Source organism: Janthinobacterium violaceinigrum (genome assembly GCF_009208555.1).
GTDB lineage: Bacteria > Pseudomonadota > Gammaproteobacteria > Burkholderiales > Burkholderiaceae_D > Janthinobacterium > Janthinobacterium violaceinigrum.
In genome coordinates this window covers 98,306-117,546 of record NZ_WFLI01000004.1, presented here as the reverse complement: position 1 = coordinate 117,546, position 19,241 = coordinate 98,306, and the positions used below count along the sequence as shown (strand labels likewise).

The window sequence follows — 19,241 nt, the reverse complement described above, 5'->3', positions numbered from 1 at the left end:
AATTTAGGTTTATAGTCGTTCATCACTTACGGATGACTTCGCATGTTCGCTCGCCACTTTTTTACCGCTTATTTTTACTTTAGCAATTCCAACCCAAAGGCGGTGGAGTAGCGGTCGGTTCACGTAGCAGCAAAACGAGATCCCAGCAAATTCTAAAAAACCGCCACCGATGGCGGTTTTTTTTTACCCAGATGTTTTACCCTTCCTTAAATTTTGGAGAAAATAATGCCCCGCACCGATGATTTGCGTATTCGCGAAATGAAGGAATTGACTCCGCCGTCCCACCTGATCCGCGAATTTGCCTGCTCGGAGCAAGCCGAACAGACCGCCGCCAGCGCCCGCATTGCCCTGCACCGTATCCTGCACGGCCAGGACGACCGCCTGATGGTGGTGATCGGCCCTTGCTCCATCCACGATACGAAGGCGGCCATGGAATATGCGCGCCTGCTGGTCAAGGAGCGCGAGCGTTTCGCCGGCGAACTGGAAATCGTCATGCGCGTGTACTTCGAGAAACCGCGCACCACGGTGGGCTGGAAGGGCCTGATCAACGATCCGTACATGGACAACAGCTTCCGCATCAACGATGGCTTGCGCATGGCGCGTGAACTGTTGCGCGATATCAATGAGCTGGGCCTGCCTGCCGGCACCGAGTTCCTCGACGTCATCAGCCCCCAATACATCGCCGACCTGATCAGCTGGGGCGCCATCGGCGCGCGCACGACGGAGTCGCAGGTGCACCGCGAGCTGGCGTCGGGACTGTCGTGTCCTGTCGGCTTCAAGAATGGCACGGATGGCAATGTGAAAATCGCCGTGGAAGCCATCAAGGCCGCCTCGCAGCCGCACCATTTCCTGTCCGTCACGAAAGGCGGCCACTCGGCCATCGTCTCGACCAACGGCAACGAGGATTGCCACATCATCTTGCGCGGCGGTAAAACCCCCAACTATGACGCGGCCAGCGTGGACGAAGCGTGCAAGGCCATCGCGGCGCAGGGCCTGGCGGCGCGCCTGATGATCGACGCCTCGCATGCGAACAGTTCGAAAAAACCGGAAAACCAGATCCCCGTGTGCGCCGACATTGCCAGCCAGGTGGCAGGCGGCGATGGCCGCATCGTAGGCGTGATGGTGGAATCGCACCTGGTGGCGGGGCGCCAGGATCTGATCCCGGGCAAGGAATTGATCTATGGCCAGTCCGTCACGGACGGCTGCATCGACTGGAGCGCCAGCGTGGCCGTGCTGGAAAACCTGGCGGCAGCCGTCAGGCAGCGCCGCTTGCAGGGCGACGCCGAATAAGGTGGCGCGCAGCATGAAAAAAAGCCCGGAAAGCTAAGCTTTCCGGGCTTTTTCAGTTTGCAGCCGATGCGATCAGCTTAGAACTTGTAGGAACCGCTCAGGTAGAACTGGCGGCCCAGGGCGCTCGAGTACGATGGGTTGTAGCCCACTTGATGCGAACCCGTGTTACGCAGGGTGAACGGCGGATTGCGGTCGAACATGTTCAAGATGCCGCCCGTGATTTCCACGTTCTTCATCGGACGGTAAGCCGTCTGGAAGTCGAACGTGGTGTAGCTCGGCACTTCCAGCTGGATGCCATAGCATTCGCCAGGGCTGCCGGCCACGATCACGGCGCAATCGTCGGCCGTCTGTTCCTTGTCCGTATAGCCGTTGCGGTAGCTGGCGCTCAGCGTATGCGTGAACTTGGCCGTCTCATACGTGCTGGTGGCGCGGATGATGTTGCGGAAGCTGACCTTGTCGTTCGAACCGTAGCGGTTCAGGCTGGTTTCCCATTGATCGTTGGTGCCTGGCGTCGTGTAGCGAGAGCGCAGCAGGTAGGTACCCATCAGGCGAGTCGTCAGGCGGCCGTCCAGCAGCTTCATCTTGTGGGTGAAGTCGTAGTCGATACCGCGGTTTTCCACTTTGCCGATGTTGATCGGCAGCAGTTTGACGGCCAGCACGTCCTTGCCCGTCGAGCTGATGTGCTTGGTGGTGAACAGCTCGGCGTATTTGGCTGGATTGTTGAAGATCAAGCCTTCGGAAACCGCAGTCACCTGGTCGTTGATCTGCACGTTCCACAGGTCGAACGACATCGACAGGCTGTCGATCGGCTCGAACACGGTGCCGATGCTCCATTGCTTCGACGTTTCCGGCTTCAGGTCAGGATTGCCGCCCTGGAAGGCTTCGAATTGCTGGCGTCCCACGCCGCTGCAGTAGCTGGCCAGCGGATGGCCACCCATGCCGTTCGCTGCCGTCAGCGGGCATTGGTAGTTACCACCGGTAACGCCCCAGTCTTCCAGCGGGCCGGCGATTTCCTGCATGCTGGCGGCGCGGAAGCCCGTGCCGGCAGCGGCGCGGAACATCACGTTCTTGGTCGCCGAGTACTTGCCGCTGATTTTCCAGGTGGTGGCGTTCTCTTTCTTGCCCACCGTCTTGCCCGTCAATTTGTCATCGATGGCGCCGATCTGGTCATAACGCACGGAACCCGTCATTTCCAGTTTTTTCGAAATCGGCATCATCAGCTCGGCATACGCGCCAGCGTTGTCGCGTGCGTATTCGCTGTCGACTTGTTGATTGTCAAACAGGATCTGCGCCTGCTTGGCGACGTCCGCCTGTTGCACCTTGAACGAGGTGTTGCGGTAGTCGGCGCCCACGCCCAGCATGGCGGTGCCGCCCGGCAGCGAGAACACAGGGCGCGAAGCGCGGCCGTCGATGCCCTTCATTTCCACGGTTTGCGTATTGTAGGTACCGCTGAAACCCGTGCCCAGCAATGCCTGGCGCATGGCGTCCGGCATCGAGCCCACGGGGTAGGCGAACGGGTCGATATTGCCGGCGGCTATCTGCGCGTCGAATTTGTCGGCCAACGGGAAACCGCTGACGTATTTTTGCGTCTGCTTGTTTTTCGAGTATGTCACGGCCGAGTTGACATCCCAGCCGAATGCATTGCCATCGACACCGGCAACGATATGCGTGGCCTTGGTGCCGTAGTCGTAGACGCGGTTGCCCATTTCCGACAGGCGGTACTTGGCGATGGCATCCGTGGCGTTGGCCAGTTGCGCTGGCGTCAGGTTCGGTGCCAGGTACTTGTTGAACAGCGGCGAGCCAACCGGCACCGAGAAGTCTGCCGGGTACGGTGCAATGCTGGCGATGATGCGCGCTTCCGTGTAGGCCAGGTCATAGAAGCCCTGGAAGCCGGTCTTGCCCAGCTTGACGGTACCCGAACTGAAGAGGGAGTCGCGCTTCGATTCGGGATTGATTTCGATGGTCGATGGCGAATCGAAATAGCAGTTGCCATCGCCATAGAAATCCATGTTGCTGGCAGCGCACTTGCCGCCATGGGTCAGTGCATATGGGTTCAGGTTGACGTTGTCGACGAAAGGCTTGTTGGTATCTGGATTGATGACCACCTGGCCCGTTACCGGATCGGTACGGTTGTAATCGACAGTGGCGTTGCCTGGCGCCGAGCGCGACGAACCGTTGATGAATTGCAGCGCCTTGCCGGTCTTCGGATCGTTGAAATTGATGATGCCGCTTTTCGCGAAGCTGCGCTGCGATGCTTTCAGCGATTTTTGTTCGTCATGGCTGGCCGACACGAAGATGCTGTAGCCGTCTTCGTCGATATCGCCGAAGCCCTTGCTGATCGAAATCGAATTGCTGGCGCCGCCTTTTTCTTCAGGACGCGAGTACTTGGCGTTGATTTCCAGCGGCGATGCGCCTTTTTTCAGGATGAAGTTGACCACGCCGGCGATGGCGTCGGCGCCGTACAGGGCCGATGCGCCGTCCGTCAGCACTTCCACGCGCTCGATGGCCGACAGGGGGATCGAATTCAGGTCGATGGTGGTGCCGGAATTGGATGGGGCAATACGGCGGCCGTTCAGCAGCACCAGCGTGTAGGCTGCGCCGATATCGTGGATCGAGGCTGTGGTGACGCCACCGCCGCCGCCGCCAACCGAATCGGCGGCCACGGAGAAGCCCTGCATCGCAGGAATTTGCTGGATGAAATCGGTAACGGTGGTGACGCCCGTTTTCTTGATGTCTTTTTGATTAAACGACTGCACGGGCAGCGACGCTTCGGAAGCGATGCGCTTGATGCTCGAACCCGTGACTTCCACGCGCTGCATGGTGCCATCTGTTGCTTCTTGTGCATACGCAGCGTGCATGCTCAGAGCCATGCCGCCAGCAAACATCAGGCGCAGCGACCGAGATATTACATTTTCTATCATCATCTTAAATTCCTTGTTATTGTGATAAAGGCGGCAATTATTTTGAAATAACTTGTTGCTTACTAACAATTTATTTGCCTTTTTACAAATCCACCAACAAAAATTCTGTAAATTTTCGGGGCCCTCATCAAAACATTCACGATTCAGATTGTCAATTTCGTGGAGGCTTTTTGGATGAAATGCAACATATTGCTATTTTTTTTGCATTACTTCAGGAATAAAATATCGTGAACCCTTGTCAGCCGTGCTCAGATGCGTAAAATAAAACGGCGCGCAGCATCGCTGCTGGCGCCGTTCTCCGCATGCCTGGCAAATGCTTGCCAGCGATGCCTGATGTACCGAAAAACTCCCCTTAAAACGTATAGCTGCCGCGCAGGTAATAGGCGCGCCCGACCGGGTCCGTGTAGCGCGGGTCATAGCCTTTCTGGAACAGGGTGCCCTGGTTCGAGAACGGCGGCTCCCTGTCCAGCAGGTTCTTCACGCCGGCCGTCAGCAGCCAGCCTTGCCGTGCATAGCTGCCCGATACGCCAAGCAGGCTGTACGACGGCACGTCGTGCCGGTATGGCGGCGCGACCAGGTTCTGGTCCGTGTAGCCGGACTTGAACGATTGCGACAGGGTGGCGCCCCAGTTGCCCCTGCGCCAGTTCAGCGTGGCAGTATGTTTCCAGCGGAACACCGGGTTGTTGTCCGCATAGCGGCCCACGTTGGCGATAAAGTCGCCGCCGCGCTCGTTCTGGTAATCGTATTTGCGGGTCCACGTGCCGTCGAGCGACACGCTGACATCGCCATACGCGCCCCGTGCCAGGCGTGCATTCAGGCTCACATCGATGCCGTCGGTTTTCACTTCGCCCAGGTTGTCGTTCAAGTCCAGGATGGCATAGGGCGAACCGTCCGGATTGCGCAGGAACAAGGCCTTGTATTTTTCGTAGTTGCCATAGATCGATTGCTCTGGTAGCGAGGAAATCTTGTCCTTCAAATGGATGTTCCAGTAATCGATGGCGACGGTCACCTCCTTGAGCGGTTCGAGCACGAGGCCGACGGCGAAGGTGGTGGATTTTTCCGGCTTCAGCTTTTCATTGCCGCCTTGTAGCTTGAACTGCTGCAAGTCGCAATCGCGCAGGGGGTTGGCGCCCGGCTGCGGCACGCCGCCGGGGCACAGGATCGGGTCGTCATAGGTGTCGTTGGTATCGTTCTTCGAGGGCGGCGCATTCTTTTCAAACAGGGTGGGCGCGCGGAAACCCGTGCTGGCCGAGCCGCGCAGCACCAGCGCGCTGCTGGCCTGGTAGCGCACGGCCAGCTTGGGATTGGTGGTGCTGCCCACGTCGCTGTAATGGTCGAAACGGGCGGCCAGCTGCACTTCCAGGTCTTTGATCAGCGGCAAGTTGACTTCGCCGAAGACGGCCTGGATCGTGCGCGAGCCGCTCTTCGACAGCGAGCCGGACAAGCCGGAACTGGCGGCCTGGCCGGCGATGTCGCGGTTGACGTTGAAGTCGGCTTTTTCGCGCCGCACTTCGCCCCCGAGCGCAATGGCCAGCGGGCCGCCGGCCAGCGGCATCAGCTCGCGGCTGCCCTTGATGTCGAAGCCCGTGGTGGTGACCCTGGCGTTCTGGACTTCGCCGCGCAGGGCCGTGCCGGCGAGGTAAGCCTTGCCGGCCGCGTCCTGCACGGCAAACGGGTTGAGGATGCCGTTCAGCACGCCAGCGGCAAAACCCGCATCCTGCACATAGCCGTTCGTGAATTGCTCCGACGACTTGCTGATCGCATGGCTCAGCCCTGTCTTGTAATCCCAGCCGGCCAGCTCGCCTTCCAGCGCCAGCACCAGGCGGTCGGCCTTGCCATCGGAATCGATTTGCCGCTGGCCTGCCTCGACGGGACGCCAGTTCACGCTCAGGGGCTGGCCCGACAGGCCGGGCTGGGCCGGCACGCCGCCCGCGTTGCTCGGATAGTATGGGCTGGTGCTGGGCAGGACCAGGCCCGTTTGCGGCGGCGGCGCCGTGCGCGCCTTGACCTTGTTTTCCGAGTGCAGATATTCCACGGTGGCCAGGCGGCCGCCGCCCAGCTTGAAGGCGCCCTTGCCGAAGAACGCCAGCTGCTGCTGGGCCGGCAAGTCGTCGATCTGGCGCGTGTAGTCCTGGCGGCAGGTGCCGTTCGCCGGCACGGCCGGCACCGACAGGGGGGGATTGCAGCCGGTCGCCGCGTAGGGATTGCCGGCCAGGCCCTTGCCGCCGTTGGCCGCCGCGTCAAAGTAGTTGCCAGGGAAAGTCGTGCCGCTGGTAATGGACAGCCCGCGCGCGGGGACGATGCCCGTTGCCGAAAAGGCGCGGTCCTGCGAGGTCAGCACGTTTTGCTTGTGATAGTCGAGCACGCCGAAAATATTGTAGCCATCCGTGTCGAGTTCGCCAAAGCCCGTCGACAGGTTGATGCGGTGCTCGCCGCCGCCCTTGTGCTGGGGGGCGATCACCTCGGCGGTGATATTGCTGGCGTTGACGGAACGCCGGGTGATGAAGTTGATGACGCCGCCGATGGCGTCCGTGCCGTAGATGGCCGAGGCGCCGTCGCGCAGCACTTCGACGCGCTCCAGGGCGGCGATGGGAATGATGTTCAGGTCGACGCTGGCGCCGTCATACGGATGGTTGGCGATGCGCCGGCCGTTGAGCAGCACCAGGGTCTTGTCGCCGCCCAGCCCCCGCAAGTCGGCGCTGGCCTGGCCGCCCGTGGGCAAGCCGCTGGTATTGCCGCCGACGGCATTGCCGCTGCCCATGCTCGACGCATTCGATGGAATCTTGCCCAGCACTTCCTGTGCCGTCGTCAAGCCCTGTCTGGCAAAGTCCTCGGCCTTGAAGATGGACAGCGGCGTGGCCGTTTCCGAGACGAGGCGCTTGATGGAGGAACCGGTCACTTCGACGCGCTGCATGGCGGGCGGCGCATCGGCGGCGTCCTGCGCCATGGCGGCATGGCCATGGGCGCCAAGCAAGGCGGCGCACAGCAGGCGCAAGGTAGGGGAGGGACTGCGGATTTGCATCATCTGACACTCCTGTCGCGTGGTCATGGGCCGGGCGGCCTGCAAGGGAGTTTTACAGGCGCGCAGCAGGCAAGGTTTGCGCTGGCACAAGAGGTGTGTGGATGTGTGGCGGGCGCCACAGTCAGGGACGAAAAAAAAGGCGGTGATTGCTCACCGCCTCGCGTCAGGATATGGCTGTCAGCTTAGAAAAACTTGTAGCTGGCGCCCACTTTGAAGTAGCGGCCGATGGCGCCGCTGGCGTCCATCGGGTTGTAGCTCATGCCGCCATAGGTCAGCGGGTCGAGCGGTGCGATCTTGTCGGTCACGTTGTTGATCGAGGCAAACAGTTGCAACTGCTTGCTGTAGTTCCAACGGGTCGACAGGTCGAGCGTGGTGAACGAAGCCAGCTTGCAACCGTTCGGCGCCGGTGTGCCGTTCGCCAGTTTGGAGGCGCAAGGGTCGCCTTCGAACTTGATATTTTTCATATCCGAACGGTAGTTCAGCACGCCGCTGACATTCCAGTTGCCCAGGTCCCACGAGCCGGTGACGTTGATCTTGTCCTTCGGCGTGCCGGCGCAGTTCGACGTATCGCAGTTGCCGTGCGTGCCGGCGAACTGGTAGCGCACGGTGGCCGACTCGGCCCGCACCCACGATGCGATGTGGGTCCAGGTCAGGCCGAACGTGGCGCGGCCGTAGTCGCCCAGGCGCACGCGTTGCTTGACGTCCAGGTCGATACCCTTGATCTCCGTGTAGCTGGAGTTGCGGTACGGCGCCTTGGTGATCAGCAGGGTGCCCGTGTTCGGCGTGACGACGCCGTTGATGGTCAGGTTGTTGTCGGAACGGATAGCCGTCGGCAGGGCGGCCGCTTCGTTGTACGGCAGGGGATTGATCTCGTTTTCACGCTTGATCTTCCAGCCGTCCAGCGACAGGCTGGTATCGTTGAACGGATCCCACACGATGCCCAGGGTGTAGCCCTTGGATTTTTCCGGTTTCAGGTTCGGGTCGCCGATCTTGACGGCCGCCACTTGCAGTTCGCAGTCGCTGGCATTGGCGCCAGGCAATTGCTTGCCGCCGGGGCAGCGCACGGGATCGCTGACGGTCGAGGTGCCCGTCGATTGCGAATTGGCATTGCTTTCGGCCGGGCCCGGTGCGCGGAAGCCTTCCGAATACGTGCCGCGCACGGCGAAGGTCTTGACGGGCGTCCACTTGGCGCCCAGTTTCGGCGTGGTCGACGAGAAACGGTCGTATTTGTCGTAACGCAAGGCACCGGACAATTCCACCGTCTTGATCACGGGCGCCAGCACTTCCAGGAAGACGGCCGACACCTTGCTGTCGCCCTTGGCGGCCACATAGCTGGAGTTGATGGAACCGTTTTCCGTGCCCGACAACGATGGATTGTCGAGCTTGTCGCGGCGGTGTTCCGCACCCACGGCCAGGCCCAGGGCGCCGCCCGGCAATTGCATCAGCTCGCGCGATGCCTTGAAGTCGATGATGTCGAGCTTGGTCGTGGAGTCGGACGTGGCGTTGGTCACCATGGCCGCGTACAGCGAGGCCGGATTCTTGTTTGCCTGCGCACCGATGTAGTACGGGAAATATTTGCTGTTCGGATTGCCCAGGGCATCCTTGACGACGGCCATGTTCAGCATGTTGCTGTAGTCGAGGTGCAGCTTCGATTCCGAATGCGTGTAGCCGGCGTCATAATCCCAGCCCATGGCATTGCCCTTGACGCCGAGCACGATGCGGTTGAACTCATTGTTGGCCTGGCGCGTGCTGGCGCCCACGTCGAAGGCCTGGTAGCGCACGCGCACGGGCACGCCATAGGGATTTTGCGGATGGTTGGCGGCCAGCACGATGGTGGTGCCGGCGCCAGAACCGTAGTTGATGACGCCAGTCGGGCTGGTGGCGTTGGGCGGGAACGCGATGGTGGGCGTGACCGATGGCGGTATCAGCGTGAACGCCGTGTCGCGCTTCGAGTAGCCCGCTTCCGCATACACCTGGGTGTCGGCATTGACTTGCCAGGTGCCGCGCGTGTACAGGTTGATCGATTCGATCTTCGGCTGCATCGAGCGGAACTGGTCGTGGTGCCACAGACAGCCGCCCTTCGGATCTTGCGGCGAAGACACGGACAAGTTGGCGCAGCCGGGCAGCGACACATAGTTGTTGGTGACGGGATCGCGGATCAGGCCCGTGGGCGAGGCATTCGCATCGTTGGTGCCGTTGATGTAGCCGCCGGCGAACTGGGTGTTGATCGCGTAGCCATACGGACGCAGGTCGGCCTTGCCTATCCATTTGCGGCCGGAGCGCTCATTGTTCATCAGCATGTCCGATTTGGTGTATTCGGCATTGACGACAAAGTTGTATTTATCCGTGTCCAGGTTGCCCTTGCCGAAGGTCAGCGAGGCGCGGTGCTGCTTGGCGTCGCTGTCGCCGGAGATGCCCGTGTCGCCTTTCAGGGTCAGGCCTTCGAAGTCCTTGCGCAGGATGATGTTGACGACGCCGGCGATGGCGTCGGCGCCGTAGGTGGACGAGGCGCCGTCCTTGAGGATCTCGATGCGCTCGACGATCTGCATCGGCACCGTCGACAGGTCGGTGAAGCTTTTCTGGCCGTCATCGGCACGCGCGAACGGCGCCATGCGGCGGCCGTTCAGCAAGACCAGGGTCGAAGTGGCGCCCAGGCCGCGCAGCGAGATGGCCGTGGAACCGGCCGCAAAGCCGTTGCCGAAACCCGTCGGCAAGGAACCCGCGCCATCGGCGGTCAGGGTTTGCAGGTATTCGGCCACGGTGGCCTTGCCCGACTTCATCAGGTCGTCGCGGCTGATGACCTGTACCGGTGACGCGGTCTCGGCCGTGGCCCGTTTGATGCTCGATCCGGTAATTTCCACACGTTGTACATTGGCATCTTGCGCCATTGCCGGCACAGCCATCATGCCAAGGCTGACCGCTGCTACGCTACCTGAAAAGATCAGGCGTACGGAGCGGGACATAACTGTTTCCATCATCATTCTCAAAACTCCGAAAGTAAGTTCGGCTGGCCGGTTTGCGACACAACCTCGCTAAGCTAAAAAAGATTGCTGCGTCGGCAATCGCTGTGGGTCAAACGGCATTTTGTGAGTTGCCGTGATTGATAAGACCACTTGCCGAGAAAGCTTGTCAACGCCGGGATGTGACCTTTCAGCATGGAAACAACAGTGTTTTTTCCAATGTTGCGATGTTTTTAAAATGGCATTTTTTTTAATGCTGCGCTGCGATATATGCTTTCCGCCGGCCTATTGAAATGGCGCTCATTCGTGGACGTAAGGGTTTCTACCAATACGTTTTTTTGCGGCGCCGATGCGGCTATGTTGCGTTGCGGAAAATGTTCGCAAGGCCGCGAGCGATCCTTGCCGCGCGTTGCACGCATGCTGCGGCTTTTTGCCCGGCGAACAGAATATGCGTTATCGTTACGCCTTTTTCCAGCTCGTCAGGACAGCGGCGCGACTGGCGGAAAACAAGGCATAGATCTTGCGAGGATGGACTGGTTTTGGCGGTGGAATCCTGTATCCCAGGGGGAAGCCAGTACAAGCGCACCAATACGGTGCGACAGATAATCGAGATGAAGGGTATTACATGAAGTCACCATGGATGCGGCGCGTGGCGCTGCTCGCCTGCCTGGCCACCCTGCCGCTGGCGGCCACTGCCGTTGCTGCGGATGCCGCCCCTGCCGCCGCGGCCGCGCCGGTCAAAACCTTGCGCTATATCCTGCCGGCCGCCGAGACGGGCTTCGATCCCGCTACCGCGCGCGACCTGTATTCGAACCACATCACGCAGGCCGTCTTCGACACCCTGTACACCTACGATTACCTGGCGCGCCCCGTCAAGGTGGTGCCCGGCGCGGCGGCCGCCATGCCGGAAGTGTCCGCCGACGGCAAGACCTACACCATCCGCCTGAAAAAAGGCATCCTGTTCACGCCCGACGCCGCGTTCGGTGGCAAGCGCCGCGAACTGACGATGGCCGATTATGTGTATTCGTGGAAGCGCCTGTTCGACCCGCGCCTGGCTTCGCCGCACAGCTGGCTGTTCGAAGGCAAGGTGGTGGGCCTGGACGACCTGGCGAAGGACGCGGCCAAGTCGAACAAGCTCGATTACAGCAAGAAAGTGGCCGGCCTGGAAATCCTCGACCCGTACACCCTGCGCATCTCGCTGACCAAGACGGATTTCAATTTCCCCATGATCCTCGCCTACGTGCCGACGGCCGCCGTGGCGCGCGAAGTGGTGGACAAGTATGGCGACGTGAAGGGCGAAGTGGGCTCGAATCCCGTGGGCACGGGCTACTACACCCTGGGCGAATGGACGCGCGGCAACCGCATCGTCCTGAACCGCAATCCGCAGCACTTGCCCGAGACGTGGAATTTCATGGCCGGCGACGACCCGGACGACCAGCGCATCGTGCGCCAGATGCAGGGTAAACGGATTCCCGCCATCGACCGCATCGAAATTTCCGTGATGATCGAAGACCAGTCGCGCTGGCTGTCCTTCCAGAGCGGCGGCACGGACGTGTTCTGGCTCGACGGTCCGCTGGCGCCGAAAGCGCTGCTCAACGGCAAGCTGCGTCCCGAGCTGGCGGAGAAGGGCGTGCAACTGTCGCGCCTGCTGGACCCGGAGATCAGCTATTACTACTGGAACATGGAAGACCCCACCCTCGGCGGCTTCAGCAAGGAAAAGATCGCGCTGCGCCGCGCCATTGCCATGGCGCACAATATTGATGAGGAAATCCGCATCATCTGGAATGGCCAGGCCAAGCGCCTCGACTATCCGATCCCGCCCGGCGTCGTCGGCTACGATCCGCACTACAAGAGCCTGCTGCAATACGATCCCGTGCTGGCCAACAAATTGCTCGACAAGTTCGGCTACAAGAAGGGCGCCGACGGCTGGCGCACTCTGCCTGACGGCAAGCCTTTGCTGATCCGCTACGCTTCGCGCAACGAAGCGAACGGCGTGCTGCAGGCGGAGATGTGGCGCAAGACCTACAACTCGCTGGGCATCCGCATGGAAAACGACCGCATGATCTTTTCCGACATCTTAAAAACGGAAAAGCAGTGCAAGATGCAGACGCGCACGGCGCCGTGGCTGGCCGACTATCCGGACGGCGACAATTTCATGCAGCTGTTCTATGGCCCGAACACGCACCAGAACAACAACGGCTGCTACCAGGACCCGGAATACGATAAATGGTACGCGGCCAGCCAGGCCATGCCGGCCAGCCCCGAGCGCGACGAGCTGTTCCACAAGATGGCGCGCCGCCTGGAAGTGAATGCGGGCGCCCTGATCGGCTATGCGCGCTACCGCAACATGCTGGCGCAAAAGTCGGTGCTCGGCTACAAGAAGCACCCGATCCTGTTCCAGGAATGGGCGTACATGGATATCGACAGCACGGGCACGCCCGTGGTTGCCGCGCCAGCCCCTGCGGCCTCGGCCAATAAATAAGCAGCGCTTATAACAACAAGGAATCATTATGTTCGCTTATATCCTGCGCCGCTTGTGGCAGATGCTGCCGACCATGCTGGGCGTGGTCTTGCTGGTGTTTATCCTGTTCAACTGGGTGGGCGGCGACCCCGCCTACATCCTGGCCGGCAAGATGTCGAGTGCCGAAAGCATCGCCAACATCCGCCGCCAGCTGGGCGTCGACCAGCCGTACTACGTGCAGCTGTGGATCTTCATCAAGCAGATCGTCACCTTTGACTTCGGCCAAAGCTGGGCCACGGGCGAAACCGTGTCGCACATCATCACGTCGCGCCTGGGCCCGTCCATGATGGTGCTGATCCCGCTGACCGTGCTGGAAACGTTTTTCGGCGTGGCGCTGGCGCTGGCCATCGCCTTCGTGCGCGGTTCGCTGACGGACCGCGCCGTCATGATCGCCTGCACGGTGGGCATGTCGATTTCCATCCTCGTCTACATCATCGTCTTCCAGTACGGCTTCGCTTATAAATTGGGCCTGTTCCCCGTGCAGGGCTGGGGCGACAGCTTCTGGGAAAACCTGCTGCGCTATTCCACCTTGCCCATCCTGATCGGCCTGGCCGTGTCCATCGCGCCCACCTTGCGCCTGTTCCGCACCTTCGTGCTGGACGAGGCGAACCAGGATTACGTGCGCACGGCGCGCGCCAAGGGCTTGAAGGAAGGCCGCATCATGTGGGTGCACGTGCTGCGCAACGCCGCCATTCCCATCATTACCTATGTGATGTCGAACTTGCCGGCCCTGCTGATCGGCGCTTTCCTGCTCGAGCGCTTCTTCGGCATCCCCGGCATCGGGCGTGAAGTGATCCTGGCCGTCGAGCGCAGCGACTTTCCGGTGATCAAGGCGATCACCGTGTATGTTGCCGCCGCCACCATGCTCTTCAACCTGCTCACCGACCTGCTGTACCAGGCGGTCGACCCTCGCGTACAACTGAAGTAGAAAGAGATGATGTCGAAACCTCATACTTCGCCCGGCCTGTGGGCCCTGGCGTGGCGCCGTTTGCGCGGCGACAAGATTGCAATGGTATCGCTGGCCGTGGTCGGCGCGTTTTTCCTGCTGGTGCTGGCGTCCGCCAGCGGCCTGGTGGCGGCGAACTGGGAAGATGAAGTGGCCGTCAGCTATGCGCCGCCCACGTTTGTCGGCGCCGACAAGGACGCGGCCGCGGCCGGCGACGGGGCCATTCCCCTGGCCGACGAGCGCAGCGCGCCCACGCCCGTCAACGTGCTCGATCCGCTGGCCGACGACATCGCCGAATTGCGCGCCGAGTTGAAAAGCGATCCGTCCGCCGGCGTCGACATGTATGGCGTCACGGACCCGCTGGCCGACGACTTGACGGCCTTGCGCGCCGGCATGGGCAAGGCCAAGAAACTCGTCACGCACAAGGCGGCGACACTGCCGTTCGGCGCCGACAAGTGGGGCCACGACATCCTGCAGAAAACCATCAAGGGCGGCGAAACGTCGATCGTGGTGGGCCTGGTGGCAGCCTTGCTGGCCGTCGTGCTGGGCACGCTGTTTGGCGCCGTGTCCGGCTACTTCGGCGGCATGGTCGATGACTTCTTCAACTGGTTCTACAGCATCTTCACATCGATTCCGTCGATCCTGATGATTCTCACCGTGGCGGCCGTGCTGCAGCAAAAGGGCGTGCTGACCATCGTGCTGATCCTGGGGTTGACGGGCTGGACGGGACCGTACCGCTTGATCCGCGCCGAATACATCAAGCACAAGGCGCGCGAATACGTGATGGCGGCCGACGCCATCGGCGCTTCGCACTGGCGCAAGATGTTCTCGCACATCTTCCCCAACGTGAGCCACGTGGCGCTGGTGCAGATGTCCATCCTCGTGGTGGGCTTCATCAAGGCGGAAGTGATTTTGAGCTTCCTGGGCTTTGGCGTGCCGGTGGGTACCGTGTCGTGGGGCAGCATGCTCAACGAGGCACAAAATGAACTGATCCTGGGCAAATGGTGGCAGCTGACGGCCGCCGCCACGGCGATGGCCGTGCTGGTGACGGCGTTCTCGCTGTTTACTGATGCCTTGCGCGATGCGCTCGACCCCAAAGTGAAATAGGAGTTGCTCATGGACCAGAATAACCTGTTGGAAGTGCGCGACCTGCGCGTCACCTTCCGCCTGGACAAGAAGACCACGTTCGAAGCCGTCAAGGGCATCTCGTTCAACGTGCCGCGCAACAGCACCGTCGCGCTGGTGGGCGAATCGGGCAGCGGCAAGTCCGTCAGCTCCCTGGCCGTGATGGGCCTGCTGCCGCCGGATAACACCATCATCGATCCCGGATCCAGCATCCATTTCGGCGGGCGCAATTTGCTGGACCTGTCGATCGCCGAGCGGCGCACCATGTGCGGCAAGGATATCTCGATGATCTTCCAGGAGCCGATGTCGTCCCTGAATCCCGTGTTTACGGTGGGTTTCCAGATCGCCGAAGTGCTGCGCCAGCACATGGGCATGAACCGCAAGCAGGCGCGGACCCGCACCCTGGAACTGCTCGAGGAAGTGGGCATCCCCGACCCGGCCACCAAGATCGACGCCTACCCGAGCCAGATGTCGGGCGGCCAGCAGCAGCGCGTGATGATCGCCATGGCGATTGCCTGCGAACCGAAGCTGCTGATCGCGGACGAGCCGACGACTGCGCTGGACGTGACGATCCAGAAGCAGATCATGGACCTGATCGCGGCGCTGCAAAAGAAACACCAGATGTCCGTGCTGTTCATTACCCACGACCTGGGCCTGGTGGGCGAGATTGCCGACCAGGTGATCGTCATGCGCCACGGCGAAGTGCGCGAGACGGGCGAGGTGCGCCAGGTATTCGAAGCGCCGCAGGACAGTTATACCAAGGCCCTGCTGCATTGCCGCCCGTCCCTGGACGAGCGGCCGTGGCGTTTGCCCGTCATCGCCGATTATATGGAAGGCAAGGCCGGCCCCGGCGTCGAGGTAAAGCAGCGCACGCGCGGCTACACCCCGGGCGATGAACCTGTGCTGGTGGTGAATAACTTGAGCAAGAGCTTTTATACGCGCGAAGGCCTGTTCGGCAAGCGCGAATTCCAGGCAGTCAAGGATGTGTCGTTTACTTTGCCACGCGGCAAGACACTGGGCGTGGTGGGCGAATCCGGCTCCGGCAAGACGACGGTGGGATTGACCTTGCTGCGTTTGCACCAGGCGACGGGCGGCACGGCCATGTTCCACGGCAAGGACCTGATTGCCATGCCGAACAAGGAATACCTGCCGTATAAGCGCCGCATCCAGATCATCTTCCAGAATCCGTATGCTTCGCTGAACCCCCGCTTCACGGTGGGACAGATCTTGCTCGAGCCTATGCGCATCCACAAGATCGGCGCCGACGACAAGGAGCGCATCGCCAAGGCCTACTGGCTGCTGGACAAGGTGGGCTTGCCGGAGCAGGCTTTCCACCGCTATCCGCACGAGTTTTCCGGCGGCCAACGCCAGCGCATCGCCATTGCCCGCTGCCTGACCATGCAGCCGGAAATTCTCGTGTGCGACGAATCCGTATCGGCGCTGGACGTGTCCGTGCAGGCGCAGGTGCTGAACCTGCTGCAGGACTTGCAGGATGAATTCGGCCTGTCCTACATCTTCATTTCGCACGATTTGTCGGTGGTCAAATACATCGCCGACCAGGTGATGGTGATGCACAAGGGGCAGGTGGTGGAGCTGGCCGATTCGGATGAGCTGTACCGCAATCCCGTGCATCCGTACACGCGTACCTTGCTGAGCGCCATCCCGAAGGGCGTGCAAATATAAACACGCTTTTGCGGTAAGATAGCGCCCATGCCCAACCTCATTTACCTGCTCGAACATTACGGTGTCCTGATTGTCTTTGGCATCGTGCTGGTGGAGCAGCTCGGCCTGCCGATTCCCGCCTTTCCCATCCTTGTGGTGGCGGGAGCGTTGGCCGTCGATGGCGACATGAATGGGGGACTGGTGCTGGCCGCCGCGCTGGGCGCCTGCCTGATCAGCGACTTCACGTGGTTCCGCGCGGGCCGCCATTTCGGCAAGCGCATCCTGCGGCTGCTGTGCCGCATCTCGCTGTCGCCCGATTACTGCGTCAGCCAGACGGAAGACAAATTCAAGCGCTGGGGCCCGAAAGCCCTGGTCGTTTCCAAGTTCGTGCCGGGATTCAATACCGTGGCCGCACCCATGTCGGGCGCGCTGGGCACGCCGCCGGGCCAGTTTTTCCTGTACGCGGGCCTGGGCGCCTTGCTGTGGAGCGGCACGGGCATCGTCGTCGGCGTGATTTTCCATGCCAGCGTGCAGCAGGTGCTCGACTTGCTCAGCACCATGGGCAGCACGGCCTTGCTGATGCTGGCTACCTTGCTGGGCCTGTTCCTGCTGTACAAATTCCTCGAGCGCCGGCGTTTCCGCCAGGCCTTGCAGATCGAGCGCATCGGCATCGATGAATTGCTGGACCTGATCGAGCAGGGTGAAGAACCGCTGATGGTCGATGCGCGCAGCGCCACGGCGCAGGCGCTGGAACCGGCCGTGCCGGGCGCCTTGTTCTTCAATGGCAAGGAACCGGTGCCGGCCATGATCGCCATGGACAAGGACCGCCACATCATCGTGTATTGCAGCTGTCCCAACGACGTGACGGCCGCGCAAGTAGCCAAGCTGCTGCACCAGCACGGCTTTCACCGGGCCAAGCCCCTGCATGGCGGCCTCGACGCGTGGAATGCCGCCTACCGCTCGGACCAGCCGGCGCCCGCCAGCCTGCTGGGCGAAGGCTTGCCCTCCTGATCCGCACTGCCGCCGGCACGCCAGGCTGGCAGTAAAACGCCACGGTAAAAACCGGTAGTAATAATACGAAAACACCATTGCCGGGCTGCCCGGACGGCAGCGCGACAGCGGCACCGCCACGGACAAAGCGGCTTTGCGCAAACTCCGGCATACTCTGCTTTTCAGGTGATTCCTGCTGCTGTGCAGCATGGTTTTCGTGCGTCTGCCGAGTGCAAGTGCTTACTACAAATCATTGTTTATGAGCAACTTTTGCCTTGCCTGTTGCATTTGGAGTGGAACTACCAATAAAGGCTTGTTTTGATGTACTTAAACTACAAACTTTGCTTGCCTCCGGGCGCATTCATCCTTTAAGCTTGGCGTCCCATGCGTCCCACTTCATCATTTAAAATCATGAGCGCTTCGTCTTCACCTGTATTGCCGACTTCTGCCTTTGCCGATGGACCGCGCCTGCTGGCCGACGTGGGCGGCACGAATGCCCGTTTCGCCCTGGAAGTGGCCGCCGGCCACATCACCCTGGTGGAAGTGCTGCCCTGTGCCGATTACCCGAGCCTGTCCGCCGCCCTGCAAGCCTACCTGGCCCTGCCGCACATCGCTGCCGCGGGCGGACAAGCCGTGCGCCATGCCATGATCGCCATCGCCAACCCGGTCGACGGCGATTTCCTCAGCATGACGAACCATCACTGGTCGTTCTCGATCCGCGCCATGCGCGAAGAGTGCGGTTTCACGACCCTGGACGTGGTCAACGATTTCACGGCCCTGGCGCGTGCCTTGCCGCAGCTGTCGAGCGAGCAGAAGCATCAGATCGGCGCGGGCACGGCCCGTCCGAACACGGCCATCGGTTTGATCGGCGCCGGTACGGGCCTGGGCGTGTCGGGTCTGATTCCGTCGCACGGCGGCTGGATCGCCCTGCAAAGCGAAGGCGGCCACGTCAGCTTTGCGCCGTTCAATGAAGTGGAAGTGAGCATTCTGCAATTTGCCTGGCGCGAATATGAACACGTCTCGGCCGAACGCCTGATTTCCGGCGATGGCCTGGAACTGATCTACCGCGCCCTGGCCGACCGCGCGGGCGTGCCGGCCGAAGACTTGCCGGCGGCGGAGATCACGCGCCGCGCGCTGGCTGGCGAATCGCAGCTGTGCGACGACGTCATCGAAGCGTTCTGCTGCATGCTGGGCACGGTGGCGGGCAACGTCGCCGTTACCCTGGGCGCGCTGGGCGGTATCTATATCGGCGGCGGCATCGTGCCGCGCCTGGGCGCGCGCTTCGACCGTTCCGGTTTCCGCGCCCGTTTCGAGCGCAAGGGCCGCTTCGCCAATTATGTGTCGCAAGTGCCTACCTTCGTCATCACGGCGCAGTACCCAGCTTTCCTGGGCGCATCGGCCATTCTCTCGGAGAAACTCGCCTCCCTGTGATGCGGGGAGCGGGCGATGTGTCGCGCCAGGACCGGGTAAAACGCGTGTTTTGCCCGGTTTTGCGCTTTTCCGCTTTTTATCAGGTACAATTGGCATCGTTGGATGAAACGACGACTGTCGCTCTCCGGTCTGGCTGATTGGCCGCCACGGGAGAAGCAGCTGCTCCGGAGTTCGTTTCATTGCTGGTTATTTAAGGCCAGCACCATGGATGGCAGGACTTTCACTGCATCCGCTTTAGTCCCGCTTTGCGCGCATCGGCCAAGGCGTCGGAAAAACAGCCTCAACTAGTAACCCAGCACGGCGTCATCATGATGTCTGCCATCTGTTACGTTGAAATGAACGTTTTTGATTTCTTTCTCTGCATACGAATTGC

The 19,241-nt window shown here is 61.2% G+C and carries 10 protein-coding genes; 7 read left to right on the top strand and 3 right to left on the bottom strand.

Annotation, left to right across the window (positions count from 1 at the left end; all coding sequences use genetic code 11):
- The first annotated feature begins 225 nt into the window (after nt 1-225).
- Nucleotides 226-1,290: a 3-deoxy-7-phosphoheptulonate synthase AroG gene (gene aroG / locus GCN75_RS04815; protein ID WP_319633281.1), complete on the top strand. Its 1,065-nt coding sequence runs from the start codon at nt 226-228 to the stop codon at nt 1,288-1,290.
- A gap of 77 nt (nt 1,291-1,367) precedes the next feature.
- Here aroG and GCN75_RS04810 read toward each other — a convergent pair whose 3' ends face one another.
- The 3 genes from GCN75_RS04810 to GCN75_RS04800 all read right to left on the bottom strand — a co-directional run bounded on the left by GCN75_RS04810 (nt 1,368) and on the right by GCN75_RS04800 (nt 10,196).
- Entirely contained in the window at nt 1,368-4,214 is a 2,847-nt protein-coding gene (locus GCN75_RS04810; protein ID WP_152281599.1) for a TonB-dependent receptor, read from the bottom strand.
- Between the two features lie 349 nt (nt 4,215-4,563).
- Nucleotides 4,564-7,236, bottom strand: coding sequence for a TonB-dependent receptor (locus tag GCN75_RS04805; protein ID WP_152281598.1), 2,673 nt, complete (start codon nt 7,234-7,236; stop codon nt 4,564-4,566).
- A 179-nt stretch (nt 7,237-7,415) separates the two neighbouring features.
- The gene (locus GCN75_RS04800) at nt 7,416-10,196 is read right to left on the bottom strand and encodes a TonB-dependent receptor (RefSeq protein ID WP_152281597.1); all 2,781 of its coding nucleotides are present in this window, start codon (nt 10,194-10,196) and stop codon (nt 7,416-7,418) included.
- Nucleotides 10,197-10,818: 622 nt separating this feature from the next.
- On the opposite strand from GCN75_RS04800, the gene GCN75_RS04795 reads away from it, so the two are divergent.
- The 6 genes from GCN75_RS04795 to GCN75_RS04770 all read left to right on the top strand — a co-directional run bounded on the left by GCN75_RS04795 (nt 10,819) and on the right by GCN75_RS04770 (nt 18,868).
- Nucleotides 10,819-12,675: an ABC transporter substrate-binding protein gene (locus GCN75_RS04795; protein ID WP_193317380.1), complete on the top strand. Its 1,857-nt coding sequence runs from the start codon at nt 10,819-10,821 to the stop codon at nt 12,673-12,675.
- A 28-nt stretch (nt 12,676-12,703) separates the two neighbouring features.
- A complete protein-coding gene (locus tag GCN75_RS04790; RefSeq protein WP_131374152.1) occupies nt 12,704-13,642 on the top strand; it encodes an ABC transporter permease in 939 nt (312 codons plus the stop codon).
- A 6-nt stretch (nt 13,643-13,648) separates the two neighbouring features.
- Nucleotides 13,649-14,767, top strand: coding sequence for an ABC transporter permease (locus GCN75_RS04785; RefSeq protein WP_152281596.1), 1,119 nt, complete (start codon nt 13,649-13,651; stop codon nt 14,765-14,767).
- Nucleotides 14,768-14,776: 9 nt separating this feature from the next.
- A complete protein-coding gene (locus GCN75_RS04780) occupies nt 14,777-16,468 on the top strand; it encodes an ABC transporter ATP-binding protein (protein WP_152281595.1) in 1,692 nt (563 codons plus the stop codon).
- A gap of 27 nt (nt 16,469-16,495) precedes the next feature.
- Nucleotides 16,496-17,458, top strand: coding sequence for a VTT domain-containing protein (locus GCN75_RS04775; RefSeq protein ID WP_152258920.1), 963 nt, complete (start codon nt 16,496-16,498; stop codon nt 17,456-17,458).
- A gap of 390 nt (nt 17,459-17,848) precedes the next feature.
- A complete protein-coding gene (locus GCN75_RS04770) occupies nt 17,849-18,868 on the top strand; it encodes a glucokinase (RefSeq protein WP_152281594.1) in 1,020 nt (339 codons plus the stop codon).
- The last annotated feature ends 373 nt before the right edge of the window (nt 18,869-19,241 follow it).